Below are 18,258 nucleotides of genomic sequence, written 5' to 3' on the forward strand. Positions count from 1 at the left end.
GCCGGCCGATTCCGATTTTTTATCCTCTTGCGAGCCTGTTGCCGTCACCGCACCGTGGGCGCGCAGAAGGTTCCGCTTCTCTCCAGGCAGGTATAGTTCGCACCGAAATGCGACTGCGTACCGCCCCCGCCATTGTGCACGACGACCGCCGAAAACGTGACGGCGAAGACCGCCGCAAACAGCGTGATGATGGTGAAACGTCTTGCCAGAATATAGAAGTTCATCCCAGGCCCCCGATACGCAACCTAACCGTGACATGAGTTTTGCCACACCTCGGCTGAACGAGTGCTGAGATGCCGGTTCATCCACCGTTCAGCTTCCGGGGCAGGGACTGGCGATTGCAGTGACGATTGGCAAGTCGGGAAGACTTCGAGGCATGTCGGCTTTTCGACCGGCATGATTATACGTTTGGGATGATTGTTGCGCCTGGTTTTATCACGTCAGAGCCGCGTCCAGGTCTGCGTCTTGCAAAGGATCTTCATCACGCAGCCCTGCATCTTCAGTGAATTGCCGGAAATCTTTCCTGAGCCGCTATAGGTCTTGTCGGCGGCGGGGTCGGTGATTTCGCCGGCGTAGCTGCCGCCGGTCCCGGCAAGTGTGCCGATCTTGCGGCCGGTATATTTACCGGTTTTCAGCGTCACGCAATAACTCCCGCCGCAGGCGGCAATCACCGCCGTTTCGCCGGAGGCGGTCTTCCAATTGCCGACGATAGGTTCCTCGGCATTCGCTGTGCCCGCTATCACGGCGATAGCGCCGGCAAGAATGAGACTGCGGATCATCTTTTCCTCCCTGATGTCCTCTGACCGACCGCGAAAATAACTGACGCGAACGTAAAGGTAAATAGAGCCAGCTGCCGGTCGCTGAAGGCAGCCGAAAAGCCGACCGTATTTTAAACCCGTCGCCTGCTGTGTTCATGATGAACGATCCGTTTATTTCCAAATCTGAATCTTTTGTAAAATTCGAACGAAAGTCCTTAAATCGCAGGCAATCCGATGTTTAACAAAAACCCAATTTTACCAAGCGTTTGCAGTTTGTTTGTCTCAAATTAATCATGCATTTTAGGCGTTTTTTGAAAGCAGTTTGGCATAGTCAAGCCATCAGACGAGCGGGGTAAACCCGCCGGACCGGAAGGGCCGCAAAGCCGCGTAGACGGCAGGGTCCGAAGGTAAAACAGGGTAAGTCGTAAACAGGCTAACAGGGATAAAACCGATGGCACGCTTTGAAATGCACAATGCTGAAACGGCCACCATGGGTGGCGACAACAACAGCGCCGATGTCTTCTGCGAAATGGGTCTGATGTATGCGACCGGCCGCGGCTGCGCCGTCGACCTCGTTGCCGCCCACAAGTGGCTGAACATCGCCGCGATCAAGGGCAACGACCGCGCCGCCGAGCTCCGCGCCGACGTGGCCGCCGCCATGAACAAGATGCAGCTCGTGGAAGCACTGCGCGCTGCCCGCGAATGGATGACGGTTCACTAACGCACCGACCGAGAATCCGAAACGATTCCGGACAGAACGATACCTCAACTGTTGGAGCGCCGCGTGTCCAAAAGGACCCACGGCGCTCCAACTGACGTTTTCTGAGGTTGTCGGTGTTGGGACGCCTCAGACGTCCTTCGTTAGACGAGGCAAGACCTCGTCGATTGCAACGACACCTTGGGGATCAAAACATGGCGCTCAAGCGAATGGACAATGTCGGAATCGTCGTCGAAAACCTCGGAGAGGCGATTGATTTCTTTCGCGAGCTCGGCCTCGAATTGGAAGGGCGGGCGACGGTCGATGGCGAATGGGCCGGACGTATCACTGGACTGGGAGATCAGCGTGTCGAGATCGCCATGATGCGCACACCGGACGGCCACAGCCGGCTTGAGCTCTCCCGCTTTCTGGCGCCGCCTGTCGTCGCAGATCACCGGAACGCCCCGGTCAACGCCCTCGGCTACCTCCGCGTCATGTTCGCAGTCGATGACATTGACGAGACGCTTGAGAGACTGCGCGGGCGCGGCGCGCAGCTCGTAGGGGAAGTGGTTCAGTATAAGGATGCGTATCGGCTCTGCTATATTCGCGGACCTGAAGGGATTCTGATCGGCCTCGCCGAGGAACTCCGCTGAACGCAATACGCGGACAAAAGGGGGAAGACCGACCAATGTCGGCGGACAGGGATAAAAACCTCAGGCGAGCGTCTTCAGGACCTGCGGCAGCGCTTCCTCGAAGAGCGCCATTTCAGCCTCCGGTCCGACGCTGACGCGGATGCAGCGATTGAGCGGCGCGACGCCCGGCATGCGGATAAACACGCCATGCTCCATCAGGCCATCGACGATCGCCCGCGCATGGGCGCCCTCGCGACCGGTATCGATCGCCACGAAATTCGTCGCCGAGGGCAGCGGCTCAAGACCATTTGCCCGGGCGATGCGGCCGATCCGCTCGCGTGCCGCATGGATCTTCCCGACCACCTCGGCCAAATAGGCCTGGTCCTTGAGCGCCGCCAGCGCTGCAACCGTCGCCAGCCGGTTCATGCCGAAATGATTTCGGATCTTGTCGAAGGCCTGTGCCGTGCCCGAGGTCGAGATCGCGTAGCCGGTGCGTGAACCAGCGAGCCCGTAGGCCTTGGAAAAGGTGCGGGTGCGGACGATGTTCGGCAGATCGATGAGCGAGAGGATCGACGGCAATGAATTTGCCGGCCCCGTTTCGCTGTAGGCCTCGTCCAGCACCATCATCGTGGTCTCGGGCAGCGCGCGGGCGAATGCTACGATGCTGTCGGCTTCCCACCAGCTTCCCATCGGATTGTCAGGGTTGGCGAAATAGACAAGCGGCGCATTCTCGCGCCTGACGGCATCGAGAAGCCCGTCCAGATCCTCGCGGTCGTTTACATAAGGGACGGTCACCAGCCGGCCGCTGAAACCGGCGACATGGAAGTTGAAGGTCGGATAGGCGCCGAGCGAGGTAACGACGGGCGCCCCCGGCTCGATCACCAACCGGACGATGTGACCGAGCAGTTCGTCAATGCCGCCGCCGATGGCGATATTGGCGGGCGCCACACCGAGATGCGCGCCAAGTGCTTGCCGCAGCGCGAAATTCTCCGGGTCGTTGTATTTCCAGATGTCGTGCGTCTCTTCGCGGATCGCGGCAAGCACGGAAGGGGCCGGGCCAAAGCCGTTCTCATTGGCGCCGATTCGCGCCAGGACGGCGCGACCGCGCTCGCGTTCGATGGCCTCGGGGCCAACGAAGGGAACTGTGGAGGGCAGGGCGCTGATGAGGGGTGTAAAGCGCGAGAAGGCGGACATGCGAAAGCGGTTTCCGGACATGTTGAGATCAGGCGCAACAATAGGCCCGGGCCCAGCCATGGCAAGCAAGATTATTCCGCAGCCACGGCGCTCCTGATGCGTCCCTTTCAATCGGCAAGGCGACGAGTGATTTGAATTGCTGGACGATTTTTCCTCGGATCAGTTTCCCATCCGGGGACTTATACCGGGCTGGCGGCAAGCCTCGTCTCGCGGAACATCGGTGCACGCCTGGCGTCGATCGCTTCCATATTGCCGACAAGGAAATCGGCGCGGACGACGCGTCGCAGAACCTCTGGATCCAGGAGGTTGATGAACCTTACCCCGATGCGTTCCTTATGGCGGTAGACCTCGGCGCAACCGATGCGATAAGCCAGGCCGAGGATGTTCAGATAATAATGTTTCGGCAGACCGGCGGTTGTCGAGACGATGAACGTCGCACCGCCCTGCGATATGTCGATGATCTCGGCGCTTCGCATCGACACGCCGGTGAGGCACGGCCGCACGGCGACGATGCGGGCCGGGCGCTTGACGTGGAACTCTTCCCAGCGCAGGTCGTAAACGGCGGATTTGACCGTCGCAAGGTGTGTGGCGCGGAGCATAGTCATCTTACATTCTCCGTCAGACAGGGCACAGTTGGGGTTCTTGCTCTGAGCAAGCTGATCTTGCTCCAGTCACGGTCCCATGAATGTTTTGCACATTCGTCAAACATATGATGACAATTTTAACGAGTTTAAATTTTGTTCCCAAGCGGGACTCCTGATGTTCACAATCGGCACGCAGGCTGTCATGCCAAGCTCGATGGCGGATTGCGCCGCTATCATTTCCGGCGCTGTTTTCTCGAACTCTTTCAATGGCCGGGCGTTCTGTCTAGATCGACGAGCAAGGGGCGCGTCGATGACGACAGCGAGGAGTTGAAGATGACCGACGTCAGAATCCCCGGAAAATCATGGATCGTAGTCTGCAATGGAGCCAAGGCCCTGATCATGCAGAACGCCGGCGATGCCCAGCTGATGAACCTGAAGGTGTTGGAAACCCTGACGCAGCCGAACGAGCCCGATCGCGAACTCGGCGCCGACAAGCCCGGCCGCAGCCATGCCGCAGACGGATTGAGCCGCAGCGCTGTCGAAGAGACCAGCTGGCAGGAGCAGGCCGAAGCGCAATTTCTGAAACATGTGGCGGAGCGAATGGACGAGCTGACGCAGGCAAAGGATGCGCGTCGTATCGTCCTCATCGCACCGCCGAAGGCGCTCGGCACCTTGCGGCCGGCGCTGAGCGCCGAGACGCAGGCAGCGATATCGGCGGAATTGGCGAAAGACTATACCAATCTGCCGATCGACGAGATCGAGCGGCATCTCGCAGCGTGATGAAACCGATCGATGAACTGACGCGGGCCTCTGGCCCGCATTTCTTGTTCGCTTCAGACCAACGGTCTCTCTCCGGCAAACAGATCCTCATGATCGGCAAACAGCGTGGCCAGGCGATCGATGACCGTCCTAACTTCCGGCCTTTGCCGCTCGTCGTCATGCGCGACGATCCACATCTCGTAGGTCAATTCATCGATGACAGGCCCGGCGCGGACGAGTTTGCGCTCCTGGTCGCCGATGAAACAGGGCAGCACGCCGCGGCCGGCGCCGCCTCGGATCAGGTAAAAGAGCATATGCGGCGTGTTCGTCCAGCTGGTGATCCAATAATCCGGCTGTTCGAAAGTCCACTTGTCCGCCGGTGTGATGGCGATGTCCGTTCCTAGTGAGATCCAGTTGCAATTGGTCTCGTCATAATCGGCCGCCTGATAAACCGCATGCGCCACCTTGACTGAACGGCGGATCGCGACGTTGCCGCCGTCCGGCCGGCTGTGGCGAATGGCGATATGCGCCTCGCGATAGGTGAAATCGACACTCGCGTCACAAGTCTTGTAACACATGCGAAAACAGTCTTTCGGCGTCCAGACGCTGGCCAGGTGGTCGGCGATAAAGCGCGACGTCCAGCTATCGACGACCGTCGACACAATCGGCAGCGTCAGCACTTCACCGCGCCAGTCGGAAATCGCCCGGGCCGCATCCTGCATCAGCCGGACGCGATCGAGCAGCTCCTGGCCGTCCTTGGCAAGCAGGTAGCCTGTGGGACCGCGGTTGAACAGCGACCGGCCGGTCACACGTTCGAGCGCCAGCATACGCCGGCCGATCGTCGGCGCACTGAGCCCCGTCCGCGCCGCCGCCGCCGATAGACCGCCGCCGGTCGCGACATGGAAAAAAAGCTGCAGGTCATCCCAGCTCGCCTCTTTCATGGATGAAAACCCCCTTTCCTCCATGCCTCTACATAACGGGAGCGTGAAGGCTTAGCTCAACTACTCCAGCAATAGATGGAGGATAGGCAATGCTTCTCAACTGGGTAGTTCTCTTCAACGAGGTCGCGTCCCGCAATTGCCGGATGCGCCGCGATCCCATGGCCGATCCGCTCGATGGCCCGGAATGGCGCGGACTTCTCTGGATCATAGCGATCATCGCGCATCTCTCGGCAACAAGAGGCGAGACGAGGAGGCCGCGCCGGGACCGGGCGGTGATTGGAAGACGCCTCAGTTTTCGAAGCTCAGTCGCAGCACGTGGTGCAGGAATTCCGGATTGAGCAGCATGTTGAAGCTGATCGTCACCAGTTCGTTTTCGCGCTTGACCAAGGTGGCGCCGATTTCGTCATGGATGCCGAGTATTTCGAGAAAGAAGTGACTCGGCATCTCCAGGCTCGGACTGACTTCGAGCACGGCGCCGGCAAGTGTGATCGTGCGGATCAGGCAGCGTACCTGCGTCCCGGTGCTGAGGTGGTGGCCGACGAAGATGATATTGCCCGGCCTGTCGAGATTGAATTCCCGGTAAGCACGTTCCGGCTTGGGGTGTTCTGTGGCGAGGTGCATCTGAAAGGCCCTTTTAGCCTCTGCTCATCGTAAGCAGAGAATAATGCAAGAGTGCTGACGATTGCTGAAGATTGTCGTTAGGTTTGAAGGTTTTTGCCGAGATCGGCTGAAAATCGCACCGATTCCGTCCATATCTGCTCCAAATTCGCGCAATTCGGCGGGCAGCCGCGCCATTCTTGACATGCCGACAGCGATCGCGCATACAAAGCCCCGGTTCGAGGCACCAGCCGCTCGCGGATGAAAATCCATGGTGAAGCCCTCGCGATCATGGTCACGGCCCCTTGTGCATGCTGACTGACGGCAATGCGAGCTCCCATTGACAGTCGAAGAGCATGCCTTGCGAAGGCTCACTCCATGACGACCTATCCCGGCATTGAAGAACTGAAGGCCCAGGCTAAGCGCCTGCGCCAGGCGATGAACGATCGCGGCAGCGCGCTGACCCACAGTGCGGCATTGGAAATGATCGCCCGCCAGCACGGCGCGCGTGACTGGAACACGCTGGCGGCTCTGGCGGCAAAACCCAATGCGGCTGCGAAGACGCCGCTCTTCGTCGGCGCCCATATTCGCGGCCGCTATCTCAATCAGCCGTTCACTGGCGAAATCCTCTCGCTTTCGGCTCTGCCGGGCGGCCTCTACCGGATCACCATCCATTTCGACGAAGCGGTTGACGTGGTCACCTTCGAGAGTTTTTCAGCCTTTCGGCGGCGCGTGAGTGCACAGATCGATGCCGACGGCGTCTCCCCCAGGAAGACCTCGAACGGCGTGCCTCATCTGGTACTCGATCTCTGATTTGCTCCTCATCCTTCCTGGCTGCCCGCATGGCTTGTTCAAGCGCAGCGGATGTCGCCCGATATCACACGGATTTCTCCATGACCGATCCTTCCAAAGGCAATGACTTCCTCACCGGCTGGCTGCCGGGCGTATTCATCAGGACTGCGGCGCCGATCGTCGCGATCACTACCGTCAACGGCCTCTTTGCTGTCGTCGACACCTATTTCCTGGGCGCCTATGTCGGCCCCGACGCGCTCTCAGCCGTCAGCCTGATCTTCCCGGGGTTGATGCTGCTGGTCGCCCTGCAATCGCTCGTCTCGAACGGCATGGGAAGCATCCTCGCCCGCCGGCTCGGTGCCGGCGATCGCCAGGGCGCGCGCCGGGTATTTTCCGGCGCCCATACGCTGGCGCTCGCCGTCGTCGTGATCCTCATCGTGATCTACTGGACCCTCGGCGAGCGGATCATCGGTGCCGGCGCCGCCGAGAACACGGCCGTGGCCGACGGCGCCATGCTTTTCATGGGCGCGATGATCGCCGCGACGCCGGTGAGTTTTTTCCTGTCGCTGCATCTCGACGGGCTGCGCTGTGAAGGCAGGATCGGTTTCATGACGGCGGTCACGCTCTCGGCCTCGCTGCTCAACATCCTCGCCAACTGGCTGTTCATGGCGGTGATGCATTGGGGCGTGCTCGGTTCGGCCGCAGGCTCCATCGCTTCGCAATTCGTCTGTCTCGCCGCCGTGCTCGTCTATCGCTGGCGTCGGCCGGCGACGCTCAGGCCTTCTCCCGCATTCGCCCTTGTCGAATGGCGCGGCATTGTCGCCTTGGGCGCTCCCATGAGCCTCGGTTTCATCGGCATATCGCTTGCCTCGGCCGCGATTCTGGTCAACGTCTCGCTCTGGAGCACGCGTGATCATACCGCCACCATTGCCGCCTACGGCATCATCACCCGTATCCTGACCTTCGCCTATCTGCCGCTGCTTGGTCTCAGCATCGCCCTACAGACGATCGCCGGCAACAATCACGGAGCCGGCCTTGGGTTGCGCGTCGGCCGCAGCCTGCAGATCGCCATGCTCTCGGCGCTCGTCTATTGCAGCTTGGTGGAGATCACGGTGGAATTGCTGGCTGGCCGCATCGGCGCCGTCTTTGTTGGCGATCCCGCCATTATCGCCGAGGTCAGACGAATTCTGCCTTGGACGATCGGCGCCTATTTTCTCTTCGGGCAGATGCTGATCCTGTCGTCCTATTTCCAGTCGATCGGCGATGCGCCGCGCGCGGCGATCTTCGGTCTGTCGCGACCCTATCTTCTCACCCTTCCTCTCACCTTCCTGCTGCCTTTCGTCTTCGGCGAGCAGGGAATCTGGATGGTGCCTGTTTTTGCCGAGGCAGGCATGGTGGTGCTTGCCTTGCTGGTGCTGTCTGAGAATGCCAGGCGCCGCGGCTGGCGATACGGGCTTCTGCCCGCCTGAGAGACGGAAGCCGCGCCTTCCTGTGCGGCTTCCGCCGATTGGCTTCTATTCCTTCCCGCTCTGCGCGGCCGATGTCGAAGCCTCCGCCTCGTTCAGTGCCTCGGCGCATTCCCGGCAGCAGACTTCGACCGTCTTGCCGCCGAGCTTGACGGTGATGGTCTCGGCGCCGAGTTCGCAGTCGCAGGCAGCGCATGTGGTCTTCTTCATCGGGTAATCCTCCATTGATCGTCCCCGGATCGGGACAGCATCATAAGAGCATCGAAGACCGCGTCATCGCTGTCGAAAACTTTAGCGATTATCAACTCGGAAAGGCTCTAAGGTCGGCGTCGCAGTTGCGCCGAGCGCTGGAATTCGGCCGGAGTCTGACCGAAGGCCTGTTTGAAGGAAGCGCTGAAATGACTGTGGCTGGAAAAGCCGAGATCGAGCCCGAGCGCGGTCAGATCCTCATACTGGCCGAGCAAATCGAGCGCCCGGGCAAGCCGCAGCCTCAGCTGATAGCGATAGAGCGGCGTGGCCTCGACCTGCTGGAAGACCTGGGTGAGGTAAACAGGGGAAACACCGACTTCCGAGGCGATTTCCGCAAGCGTCCAGCGTCTCGCGAGATCGGAGGAAAGCACCAGCTTTGCCCGGTCGACGAGTTTCTGCCGGCCGAGGCTGGCGCCGGCCGCATGCGAGGTGCGCTCGCCGAGCGAGCGGCGAACCAGCGTCAGGGCCAGCGTTTCCGCCTCGAGCGTTTCGGCGACGTTGCGCCTGAGACCGTGGCGCAGCAGGGCGACCAGCGCCTGCGCGCGAGGGTCGATCCGCCGGCGCTGGCGGCGGAAGGAAAAGGCCGGGCCGGGCTGGGCCTGCTCCTTCGGCGCCAGCTCTTCCAGCATGGATTCGTCGATCGACAGGTCGATGCAGCCGTCGCCGCCCGCGATCGGATGGCTGATCCGATAGCCCTGACCGGCATTGAAGAACAGCACCTGATTGGCTTCAGCCACCGTATCCGCGCGGCCGACATGGCGCATAAAGACGCCGCGATAGGGATAGACGAGGCTTGTTTTGTGAGCACATTCCTCGTCGCTCATGTGGCGGCACTCGCCATTGCAGACGACGTCACGAATAGTGACGGTCTTGGTTTTCAGGAGCAGAGCTGTTGAAAACTGCGACATTGTATCGTCCGGTTCAGGCAGGGCAGCCCGACAAGGCTGCGCTGGGGCACAGTACCACAGTGAGTCTGATGTTTCAGTAGCGGCTGTAAACGTGCACGTCGCTTTCTGTCTGCCCCCGGGAGAGGCCGACATCCTTCAACTGATCGTCGGAAAGTTCCATCAGCGCATTGTAGTTGCGCCATTCGCTGATCTTGCGCCCCAGCCAGCGGACTGCTGTGGCGGCTGCAGAAAGAAGGCCGGGCCGCCGCGAAGGGCGGATATTGCTGGCCGGTATCGTGAAATGCGAGCTGTGCATGATGATCCTCCATCCTCATTGGATGGAGGCAGTGAACCATCACCGACAATTTGGCGCTGTCAGATTTTTTAGCGATCGAGCGCGGCCTTCATGCCTTCAGCAGCCATTCGTGCTCGGCGGCATTGTGGAACTTCCAGATCCGCTTCGGCCCGGCCATGACGTTGAGATAATAAAGATCATAGCCATGCGTTGCGGCGCAGGGATGATAGCCCTTCGGCACCAGCGTCACGTCGCCGTCCTCGATCGCCATCGCCTCGTCGAGCGAGCGGTCGTCGGTGTAGACGCGCTGGAAACCGAAACCCTGCGGCGGGTTGAGGCGGTGGTAGTAAGTCTCCTCCAGGAAGCTCTCGTTCGGGAGGTCGTCCTGATCGTGCTTGTGCGGCGGATAGGAGGAGGTATGGCCACCTGGCGTGATCACCTCGACGACGAGCAGCGAATGCGCCGAATTATCGTCCTCAGGCATGATGTTGTTGACGTAGCGCACATTCGTGCCCTTGCCGCGCGTCACCTGCGGATGCGTGCCGGGCGGGATCGCCTTTGCCTCATAGCCGCCGCCGCCGGGCGCCGAGCAGACAGCCAGTTCCAGATCGGTCTCCGCCGTGACCGACCACGTCGAGCCCATCGGGATATAAAGCGCATACGGCGCCCCGTCGAAGGGATTCATCCGCTCGCCCAGCGTCCCGAAATCCTTCGCGCCGGCCGACGCCTTGCCTTTGCCTGTCACCCAGACCAGGCAGACTTCCCGATCGCCGGTCTCTCCCGAAACCGTCTCGCCCGGCTTGACGCGGTGCAGATCAAAGCCGACATAGGTCCAGCCGGCATTTTCCGGGGTGACATGCGTGACGCGGCCATGTGTGCCGGATGGTTTCACCTTGAGGTTTGGCATTGGTGTTTCTCCTCGTATGTTGGTGGGCGCAGCCCCCTTATCCGGCTGCCGCCACCTTCTCCCCGAGGGGAGAAGGGATATGCCGCACCGTCGCTTTTCGCTTCTCCCCTTAGGGAGAAGGTGCCCGAAGGGCGGATGAGGGGGCCGCTTGCTCCAGCGGTCCGGTCAATTCGTCCCTCTTGTGAGAGGGGTCTTTCGTCCCGTTACCCCTTCGGAAAGCCTTCCGTTTCCACAGTATAACCAGCCGCGGTCATGACGCGCATCAGTTCGGCATGGCCGATCTCGGCCATCTTCTGCGGCGGCGCCTTGCGCGGATCCTGTTCGGCCTCGACGACGAACCAGCCTTCATAGCCATGGTCGGCGAAGCGTTGGACGATGGCGCCAAAATCGAGCGAGCCGTCGCCCGGCACTGTGAAGGCGCCAAGCGCCACGGCGTCGAGGAAAGACTGCCGGCTGCGGTCGAGCCCATCCACGACGGATTGACGAATGTCCTTGACGTGGACGTGGTTGATGCGGGCGTGGTGATTGTCGATGGCGCGCAGCACATCGCCGCCGGCAAAGGCCAGATGCCCGGCGTCGAGCAACAGCGGAATACCTTCGCCCGAAGAGCGCATGAAGGCGTCGAGTTCCTGTTCGGTTTCGACGACGGCGGCCATGTGGTGGTGATAGGAGAGCGGCATGCCCTTTTCAGCGCACCATTCGCCGAATTCCGTGACGCGGCGCGCATAGGCCTTAATCTCGTCGTCGGAAAGGCGCGGCTTGGTCGCGAGCGGCTTGGAGCGGTCGCCCTGAATGGAGCGGCCAACTTCGCCATAGACGATGCAGGGCGCGTTGACCGCCTTGAACAGCTCGATCATCGGCGCAATGCGGTCCTTGTTGGCCGAGAGCTCCTCATTGACAAGCGTGCCGGAGAACCAGCCGCCGCACAGCGTCACGTCCGCGGTGCGCAGGATCGGCAGCATCTCTTCCGGGCTACTGGGGAAACGGCGGCCTTGCTCCATGCCGGTGAAACCGGCGCTGCGCGATTGCCGCAGGCATTCTTCGAGCGACACATCGTCACTAAGCTCAGGAAGGTCGTCGTTCCACCATGCGATGGGCGACATGCCGAGTTTGGCCTTCATCAATATTCTCCTTAAAGACATTGCGGAAGAGCGGGTCGGCTCCTCCGGAAAAACGGGTTAACCTGTTCAGCCGATGCGCTGGGAGCCGCGGGCTTCGACATAACCCTTGCGCGCCTGGTTGACTTCTTCGCGCGGGCTGACTTCCGGCACCGCGACATCCCACCAATGGCCGCCGGCCTCAGTGGTGATCAAGGGATCGGTGTCGATGACGAAGACGGATGTACGATCGTTCTTCTTAGAATCGACGATCGCCTGCTCGAGTTCGGCGATGGAACTAACCTTGACAGCGATAGCGCCCATGCTTTCGGCATGCGCGCGAAAATCGATCTCAGGCATCACCTCGTGATAGGAGTCCTTGAGCAGATTGTTGAAGTTGGCCCCGCCGGTTCCCATCTGCAGCCGGTTGATGCAGCCGTAGCCGCGATTGTCGAGCACGACGATGTTGAGCTTGAGGCCGAGCATAACCGAGGTCGCGATCTCGGAATTCATCATCATGTAGGAACCGTCGCCGACCATGACGACGACATCCCTTTCGGGGCGCGCCATCTTGGCGCCGAGCCCGCCGGCGATCTCGTAGCCCATGCAGGAGAAGCCATATTCCATGTGGTAGCTGCCCGGCGTCGTCGCCGGCCAGAGCTTGTGCAATTCGCCGGGAAGGCCACCTGCGGCGCAAAGCAGCGTCGAATTCTCGCCACCGATGGTGCGCGCCACCGCGCCGATCACCTGCGCATCGGAGGGCAGGGCGGTATTGGTCGCCGCCATAGCCTTGGTAGCAGCCTCCATCCAGACCTTCTTTTCCGCCGTTGCCTTCTCGGTAAGTGCCGCCGGCGCCCTCCAGCCGGAAAGGCCTACCGAAAGCGCCTTCAGCCCTTCGCGTGCATCGGCCACCACAGGGTGGCTGTCGTGCTTCACCGCGTCATAGGCGGCGATGTTGAGGCCGACCATCTTCAGGCTGTCATTCTTGAACAGCGCCCAGGAACCGGTCGTGAAATCCTGGCAGCGCGTGCCGATGGCGATGACGAGATCTGTCTCTTCGGCGATTGCGTTCGCCGCCGAGGTGCCGGTGACGCCGACCGAGCCGAGCGCCAGCGGATGGGTCTCGTTGATCGACGACTTGCCGGCCTGAGTGACAACGACGGGGATGGCGTGAGCTTCGGCAAAGGCCGCGAGTTCCTTCGTCGCCTGCGAATAGAGCACGCCGCCGCCGGCAACGATCACCGGCTTCTCAGATGCCTTGATCAGCGCGATGGCATTTGCCAGTTCGTCCGCATCCGGCTGCGGCCTGCGGGTCGTCCAGACCTTTTCCTGAAACAGGCTTTCCGGATAATCGAAGGCCTCGGCCTGAACGTCCTGGCAGAGCGACAATGTCACCGGCCCGCAATCGAGCGGATCGGTCAGCACCTGCATTGCGCGCTTCAGCGCCGTGATGATCTGCTCCGGCCGGGTGATCCGGTCGAAGTAGCGCGAAACCGGGCGGAATGCATCATTGGCTGATACGGTGCCGTCGCCGAAATCCTCGATCTGCTGCAGCACCGGATCCGGCGCGCGGTTGGCGAAGACGTCCCCGGGCAGGAAGAGGACGGGAATGCGGTTGACATGCGCGACACCCGCGGCCGTCACCATGTTCAGTGCGCCGGGACCGATCGAGGTCGTGCAGGCCATGAAGCGCGTGCGGAAGTTTGCCTTTGCATAGGCGATCGCAGCATGCGCCATGCCCTGCTCGTTGTGGGCGCGGTAAGTCGTCAATTCCCCGCGCACCTGATAAAGCGCCTCGCCGATGCCGGCGACGTTGCCGTGGCCGAAGATCGCCCAGACGCCGCCGAAGATCGGCACCTTTTTGCCGTCGACAACGGTCATTTGTACTTTCAGGAAATGCGCGACGGCCTGCGCCATCGTCAACCGTATCGTCTTGCCCATCGGGGCCTCCCGCAATCTTCGTTCTAGTTGGTTTCCCCTCCCCAACCTCTCCCCACAAAGGGGAGGGGCCACTCGTTGGGCTCGCCGCATTTCACCGCAACCTTGCGTCCGCATCAGAGCTCGTTTGTGGTGTGAAGCGATGCCTCAACTTAAGTCCCTCCCCCTTGTGGGGAGGGGCTGGGGAGGGGTCTAATTCTCAGTGAAGCCCACGCGTCTTAAGCCAGGCCTCTGTCAATTGCCGGAAGCGGCCGGCCATGTCGGCGATTGCCGCCTCGTCGCTTATCTCGCCGGAGAGCCAGGCGCGCGCCGGATCGGCAAAGATTGTCCGGCCGACGGCGAAGCCCTTCACCGAGGGAGCCGCCAGCGTCGCCTCGAAACAGGAGATCAGTTCCTCTGCGGGCGCTTCGAGCCCGAGAAGCACGATACCACGGCACCATGGATCATTTTTGGCAATCACGGCATCGATCTTCTTCCAGGCTTCGCCGGAAGCCTGTGGCTCCAGCTTCCACCAGTCAGGCTTGATGCCGAGCGCGTAAAGTTCCTCCAGCGCGGTGGCGATCGTATCGTCGGTGAGCGGCCCGTTCTTGCCGGCGATGATTTCCACCAGAAGTTCGCGTCCGACCTTGCGTGCGGCCTCGAACAGCGTGCGCAGCTTCTCCTGCTGCTCCGTCTTCAGGTCGACGGGATCATCGGGATGATAGAAGCACAGGCACTTGATGCAATGGCCGAGCGGCCATTCGACAAGCTGCGAGCCGATATCCTGGCTGAATTCGAAGCGCAGCGGCTTCGAGCCCGGCAGTTCGACAGGCCGGCCGATCCAGGAGAAATTCTTCGTCGCCGCATCGAAGAAGGCGTCGCGGCCGAATCGCTCGTCGATCAGCATGCCGTAGCCGTCGCGGCCGTTCGAAACGCGTGCTGCCGCCTCGACCGCCAGTCGCTTGAAGGCGACGATCTTCTTGTGGTCGACGCCGAGCTCGTCGGCGACGCTCACGAGCTGTGAGCGGTGGTCGATCGCCAGCGCCATCAGAAGCGGGATTTCGCCGCGGCGGGTGGATGCCCAGTGAATATGGTTGATCGACTCGTCCTTGCGCAGCGCCCGATGTTTGCTGCCGGTCTTCAGGAAGAAGTCGAGTTCCGCCCAGGTCGGATATTCCGGCGAGCAGAGCAGGCGAGAGACCGCGAAGGCCCCGCAGGCATTGGCCCAGGTGGCGCAGGTCTGCAGCGGCTCGTCGCGCAGGAAGCCGCGCAGGAAGCCGGACATGAAGGCGTCGCCGGCGCCGAGAACGTTGAACACTTCGATCGGGAAGCCCTGGCCGACGATGCCGGCTTCGAGATCGTCGGCGATCGGCCCGTCATAGACGATGCAGCCCATGGCTCCGCGCTTAAGCACGATCGTCGCCGGCGTCAGGCGGCGAATCTCCTTCAGCGCGCCGAGCACGTCATCTGCGCCGGATGCGATGAGGATTTCCTCTTCAGTGCCGACAATGAGATCGCAATCGGGCAGCGTTTCCTTCATCTTCGAGGAGACGCGGTCGGATTTCACATAGCGTTCGAAGCCTTCCGCATGGCCGGCAAGGCCCCAGAGGTTCGGCCGGTAGTCGATGTCGAAGATTACCTTGCGGCCGTTCTCCTTAGCGATGCGGATTGCTTTGCGTTGCGCGGCTTCGGTGTTGGGCAGAGAAAAATGCGTGCCGGAAACGAGAACGGCGCGCGACGATTTGATGAAGTTTTCGTCGATATCGCCTTCCTCGAGCGCCATATCGGCGCAGTCGGAGCGATAAAAGATCATCGGCGACACGCCCTCGGCCTCGACCGCCAGCAGCACCAGCGCCGTCAGCCGTTCCTTGTCGGTGACGATGCCGTCCGTCGCCACACCTTCGCGCGCCGCCTGCTCACGGATGAAGCGTCCCATCTGCTCGTCGCCGACGCGGGTGATGAGCCCGGACTTGAGGCCGAGCCGCGCCGTGCCGATGGCGATATTGGATGGGCAGCCGCCGACGGATTTGGCGAAGGAGGCAATATCCTCCAGTCGCGAACCGATCTGCTGCCCGTAAAGATCGACCGAGGAACGGCCGATGGTGATTACATCAAGCGCCGGCTCCGGCTGTGAACCCGGATTGGTTTGTACCATGATGTCCTCCCGCTAGATTTTGCGCGGCTTCCAATGCCTGCTAATGTCAATAATGAAACATTGGTTCCGATATTTTGTCAATTCGGAATGTTTATTCCATTTTCTCTTTTCCAGCTTTGTGATGTTGACGCTTGCGACGCCGCTCGGCGATCGCAACCGGCAGCGCCATGGTGAGCGCCATTGAGGCTGAAAGCGAGCGGAAGCCAGCGAAATCCGCTTCCGCCACCTCGAACCAATGTGTGGCGCAGGCGGCAAGTGGCGAGAAGGCCGAATCGGTGATTGCAATGACCGGGACGCCGCGATCGGCGAGCTCCTGGCTCTGGCTGAGGCTGTCGGCTGCATAGGGCGAGAAGCTCGCAGCGATCGCCGCATCCCTTGGCGATGCGAACTGCACCATTTCAGGATCGACTCCGTTCGGCGAGGCGACGATCTGGTGGCGGATGTTGAGCTTGGAAAATGCATAGGTCATATGCGCTGTCAGCGGATAGGAGCGCCGCTTGGCGATAAGATAGATGGTTTCGGCAGCGGCCAGGATATCGACCGCCTTCGTGAACGTGTCGCTTTGAACGGTCGCGGCCAGCCGGTTGACCGACTGGCTCGCCGCGGCGATGAAGCCGGAAAGCAGGTTGGCGTCATCATCGTCGCCGTTCGACTGCTCCAGCGTGACGAGCCGCTCTTCATAGCTCAGCGTCCGGTCGCGCAGCCTTTCTCGGAAGATGCTCTGCAGATCGGAAAAGCCTTCGTAACCCAGATGATGCGCCAGGCGTACCAGCGTCGACGGCTGGACCTCGGAGGCGGCCGCGATACTCGCCGTCGTGCCGAAGGCAATTTCATCGGGATTGCCGAGCGCGAACGCGGCGACTTGCGCCAGCCGCTTCGGCATGTTCGCCTTGCGCTCGATGATGGTGCTGCGCAGGCTTTCGAAATCGCGCGGCACGCGCGCGTGCCTTTGGGGATCATTATCCATGCTTGCGGCTCACGGGATGAAACAAACATTCCATATCGCCGAGCATAGACGATTTCGAACGGCGCGCCTAATTGTTTTTAATCGCCTGTAATTGAAGGGTTTTGTACAATCGCACCGGGCGAATGAAGGCCGTATGCCTGCCAACAGTCTCTTGTCAAAATGATCCAAATATTCCAAAAATCCGCGCGCACTTCTGGAGGAGACGGAAATGAAACCACTTGGCATCGGTCTGATCGGCACGGGTTATATGGGCAAATGCCATGCGCTGGCGTGGAATGCGGTGAAGACCGTGTTCGGCGATGTCGAGCGTCCGCGGCTCGTGCACCTGGCTGAAGCCAATGCCGCGCTTGCCGAGGCTCGTGCCGGCGAGTTCGGCTTCGAGAAGGCAACGGCCGACTGGCGGGCGCTGATCGCCGACCCCGAGGTCGACGTCGTTTCCGTCACCACGCCCAATCAGTTCCATGCCGAGATGGCGATTGCAGCCCTGGATGCCGGCAAGCATGTCTGGTGTGAGAAGCCGATGGCGCCCGCTTATGCCGATGCCGAGCGCATGCTGGCGACGGCGGAGCGTTCCGGCAAGGTCGCCGTTCTCGGTTATAATTACATTCAGAATCCCGTCATGAGGCACATCAGGAAGCTTGTCGGAGACGGTGCCATCGGTACGGTCAATCATGTCCGAGTCGAAATGGACGAGGATTTCATGGCCGATCCCGACGTCTTCTTTTATTGGAAGAGCGAGCTTTCCGCCGGCTATGGTGCGCTTGACGATTTCGCCGTGCACCCGCTGTCGTTGCTCTGGTATCTTTTCGGGCATGTCGAGGCCGTCATAACAGACATGGTGAAGCCCTGCGCCGACCGTCCGCTCAACCAGGGTGGCCGCCGTGCCGTCGAAAATCACGATGTCGCCAACGTGCTGATGCGGCTCGGCGGCGGCATCTCCGCGGTGTTGATGGCGAATCGCGCCGCCTGGGGTCGCAAGGGGCGGATCGCCCTGCAGCTTTACGGCTCGAAAGGCTCGATCCTCTACGACCAGGAGCGCATGAACGAGTTCGAACTCTATCAGGCAGAAGGGCCCGGTTCGGAGCAGGGCTTCCGCAAGATACTGGCGGCGCCTGCCCATCGGCCCTATGATCGGTTCATCCCGGCTCCTGGCCATGGTCTCGGCTTCAACGATCTGAAGATCATCGAGTGCCGCGAGCTGATCCGGGCCATATCGGGCGAGCCGTCGTCGATCGTGACATTTAAAGACGGTCTCAGGATAGAAAAGTCGGTGCATGCCATGGCACAGTCCTTCCACGAGCGTCGCTGGATCGAAATCGGCTGAATGTAAGAAGCCGCTTTCCGTTGACGGCGCATGGGGCAGG

At 61.1% G+C, this 18,258-nt stretch carries 21 protein-coding genes; 7 read left to right on the forward strand and 14 right to left on the reverse strand.

Annotated elements, in window-relative coordinates; translation table 11 throughout:
- Positions 1 to 44 precede the first annotated feature (44 nt).
- Both NXC14_RS06940 and NXC14_RS06945 read right to left on the reverse strand, forming a co-directional pair.
- Positions 45 to 224: a hypothetical protein gene (locus tag NXC14_RS06940; protein ID WP_085777540.1), complete on the reverse strand. Its 180-nt coding sequence runs from the start codon at positions 222 to 224 to the stop codon at positions 45 to 47.
- A gap of 216 nt (positions 225 to 440) precedes the next feature.
- A complete protein-coding gene (locus NXC14_RS06945; RefSeq protein ID WP_020920828.1) occupies positions 441 to 779 on the reverse strand; it encodes a DUF2147 domain-containing protein in 339 nt (112 codons plus the stop codon).
- A 430-nt stretch (positions 780 to 1,209) separates the two neighbouring features.
- On the opposite strand from NXC14_RS06945, the gene NXC14_RS06950 reads away from it, so the two are divergent.
- Together NXC14_RS06950 and NXC14_RS06955 are read left to right on the forward strand one after the other, a co-directional pair.
- Complete coding sequence (locus tag NXC14_RS06950) at positions 1,210 to 1,479, forward strand: sel1 repeat family protein (RefSeq protein ID WP_011424668.1); 270 nt, start codon at positions 1,210 to 1,212, stop codon at positions 1,477 to 1,479.
- Positions 1,480 to 1,670: 191 nt separating this feature from the next.
- Positions 1,671 to 2,108, forward strand: a complete 438-nt coding sequence (locus NXC14_RS06955; protein WP_085777541.1) for a VOC family protein — start codon at positions 1,671 to 1,673, stop codon at positions 2,106 to 2,108.
- A 60-nt stretch (positions 2,109 to 2,168) separates the two neighbouring features.
- On the opposite strand, the gene NXC14_RS06960 is transcribed toward NXC14_RS06955, so the two are convergent.
- Both NXC14_RS06960 and NXC14_RS06965 read right to left on the reverse strand, forming a co-directional pair.
- Positions 2,169 to 3,281: a pyridoxal phosphate-dependent aminotransferase gene (locus tag NXC14_RS06960; RefSeq protein ID WP_085777542.1), complete on the reverse strand. Its 1,113-nt coding sequence runs from the start codon at positions 3,279 to 3,281 to the stop codon at positions 2,169 to 2,171.
- 179 nt (positions 3,282 to 3,460) lie between these two features.
- On the reverse strand, positions 3,461 to 3,886 hold the full coding sequence (locus NXC14_RS06965) for a pilus assembly protein PilZ (RefSeq protein WP_085777543.1): 426 nt from the start codon (positions 3,884 to 3,886) through the stop codon (positions 3,461 to 3,463).
- A gap of 312 nt (positions 3,887 to 4,198) precedes the next feature.
- Between NXC14_RS06965 and NXC14_RS06970 the strand changes: the two genes are divergently transcribed.
- Positions 4,199 to 4,645, forward strand: a complete 447-nt coding sequence (locus NXC14_RS06970; protein WP_085780021.1) for a host attachment family protein — start codon at positions 4,199 to 4,201, stop codon at positions 4,643 to 4,645.
- A 53-nt stretch (positions 4,646 to 4,698) separates the two neighbouring features.
- Here NXC14_RS06970 and NXC14_RS06975 read toward each other — a convergent pair whose 3' ends face one another.
- Positions 4,699 to 5,565: a LysR family transcriptional regulator gene (locus NXC14_RS06975; protein WP_085777544.1), complete on the reverse strand. Its 867-nt coding sequence runs from the start codon at positions 5,563 to 5,565 to the stop codon at positions 4,699 to 4,701.
- Positions 5,566 to 5,654: 89 nt separating this feature from the next.
- On the opposite strand from NXC14_RS06975, the gene NXC14_RS33305 reads away from it, so the two are divergent.
- On the forward strand, positions 5,655 to 5,903 hold the full coding sequence (locus NXC14_RS33305) for a hypothetical protein (RefSeq protein ID WP_085777545.1): 249 nt from the start codon (positions 5,655 to 5,657) through the stop codon (positions 5,901 to 5,903).
- On the opposite strand, the gene NXC14_RS06985 is transcribed toward NXC14_RS33305, so the two are convergent.
- A complete protein-coding gene (locus NXC14_RS06985; protein ID WP_085777546.1) occupies positions 5,854 to 6,186 on the reverse strand; it encodes a hypothetical protein in 333 nt (110 codons plus the stop codon). The genes NXC14_RS33305 and NXC14_RS06985 overlap by 50 nt on opposite strands.
- A 354-nt stretch (positions 6,187 to 6,540) precedes the next feature.
- On the opposite strand from NXC14_RS06985, the gene NXC14_RS06990 reads away from it, so the two are divergent.
- Entirely contained in the window at positions 6,541 to 6,975 is a 435-nt protein-coding gene (locus NXC14_RS06990) for a glyoxalase superfamily protein (RefSeq protein WP_183703874.1), read from the forward strand.
- A gap of 80 nt (positions 6,976 to 7,055) precedes the next feature.
- The gene (locus NXC14_RS06995) at positions 7,056 to 8,423 is read left to right on the forward strand and encodes an MATE family efflux transporter (RefSeq protein WP_085777548.1); all 1,368 of its coding nucleotides are present in this window, start codon (positions 7,056 to 7,058) and stop codon (positions 8,421 to 8,423) included.
- A 45-nt stretch (positions 8,424 to 8,468) separates the two neighbouring features.
- On the opposite strand, the gene NXC14_RS32925 is transcribed toward NXC14_RS06995, so the two are convergent.
- The 8 genes from NXC14_RS32925 to NXC14_RS07030 all read right to left on the reverse strand — a co-directional run bounded on the left by NXC14_RS32925 (position 8,469) and on the right by NXC14_RS07030 (position 16,894).
- Positions 8,469 to 8,630: a hypothetical protein gene (locus NXC14_RS32925; RefSeq protein ID WP_176536305.1), complete on the reverse strand. Its 162-nt coding sequence runs from the start codon at positions 8,628 to 8,630 to the stop codon at positions 8,469 to 8,471.
- Between the two features lie 107 nt (positions 8,631 to 8,737).
- The gene (locus NXC14_RS07000; protein ID WP_085777549.1) at positions 8,738 to 9,577 is read right to left on the reverse strand and encodes a helix-turn-helix domain-containing protein; all 840 of its coding nucleotides are present in this window, start codon (positions 9,575 to 9,577) and stop codon (positions 8,738 to 8,740) included.
- 73 nt (positions 9,578 to 9,650) lie between these two features.
- A complete protein-coding gene (locus tag NXC14_RS07005; RefSeq protein ID WP_085777550.1) occupies positions 9,651 to 9,872 on the reverse strand; it encodes a DUF1127 domain-containing protein in 222 nt (73 codons plus the stop codon).
- Positions 9,873 to 9,960: 88 nt separating this feature from the next.
- Positions 9,961 to 10,758, reverse strand: a complete 798-nt coding sequence (gene iolB, locus NXC14_RS07010) for a 5-deoxy-glucuronate isomerase (RefSeq protein ID WP_085777551.1) — start codon at positions 10,756 to 10,758, stop codon at positions 9,961 to 9,963.
- A 203-nt stretch (positions 10,759 to 10,961) separates the two neighbouring features.
- Positions 10,962 to 11,879 carry a myo-inosose-2 dehydratase gene (iolE, locus tag NXC14_RS07015; RefSeq protein WP_085777552.1) on the reverse strand — a complete coding sequence of 306 codons (918 nt, stop codon included), beginning with the start codon at positions 11,877 to 11,879 and terminating at the stop codon, positions 10,962 to 10,964.
- Between the two features lie 66 nt (positions 11,880 to 11,945).
- The gene (gene iolD / locus NXC14_RS07020) at positions 11,946 to 13,796 is read right to left on the reverse strand and encodes a 3D-(3,5/4)-trihydroxycyclohexane-1,2-dione acylhydrolase (decyclizing) (protein ID WP_085777553.1); all 1,851 of its coding nucleotides are present in this window, start codon (positions 13,794 to 13,796) and stop codon (positions 11,946 to 11,948) included.
- A 196-nt stretch (positions 13,797 to 13,992) separates the two neighbouring features.
- Positions 13,993 to 15,927: a 5-dehydro-2-deoxygluconokinase gene (gene iolC / locus NXC14_RS07025; RefSeq protein WP_085777554.1), complete on the reverse strand. Its 1,935-nt coding sequence runs from the start codon at positions 15,925 to 15,927 to the stop codon at positions 13,993 to 13,995.
- Positions 15,928 to 16,018: 91 nt separating this feature from the next.
- Positions 16,019 to 16,894 carry a MurR/RpiR family transcriptional regulator gene (locus NXC14_RS07030; RefSeq protein ID WP_085777555.1) on the reverse strand — a complete coding sequence of 292 codons (876 nt, stop codon included), beginning with the start codon at positions 16,892 to 16,894 and terminating at the stop codon, positions 16,019 to 16,021.
- A gap of 208 nt (positions 16,895 to 17,102) precedes the next feature.
- On the opposite strand from NXC14_RS07030, the gene NXC14_RS07035 reads away from it, so the two are divergent.
- On the forward strand, positions 17,103 to 18,218 hold the full coding sequence (locus NXC14_RS07035; protein WP_085777556.1) for a Gfo/Idh/MocA family oxidoreductase: 1,116 nt from the start codon (positions 17,103 to 17,105) through the stop codon (positions 18,216 to 18,218).
- Positions 18,219 to 18,258 lie beyond the last annotated feature (40 nt).

The organism is Rhizobium sp. NXC14, from assembly GCF_002117485.1.
In the GTDB taxonomy this organism is placed as follows: Bacteria; Pseudomonadota; Alphaproteobacteria; order Rhizobiales; family Rhizobiaceae; genus Rhizobium.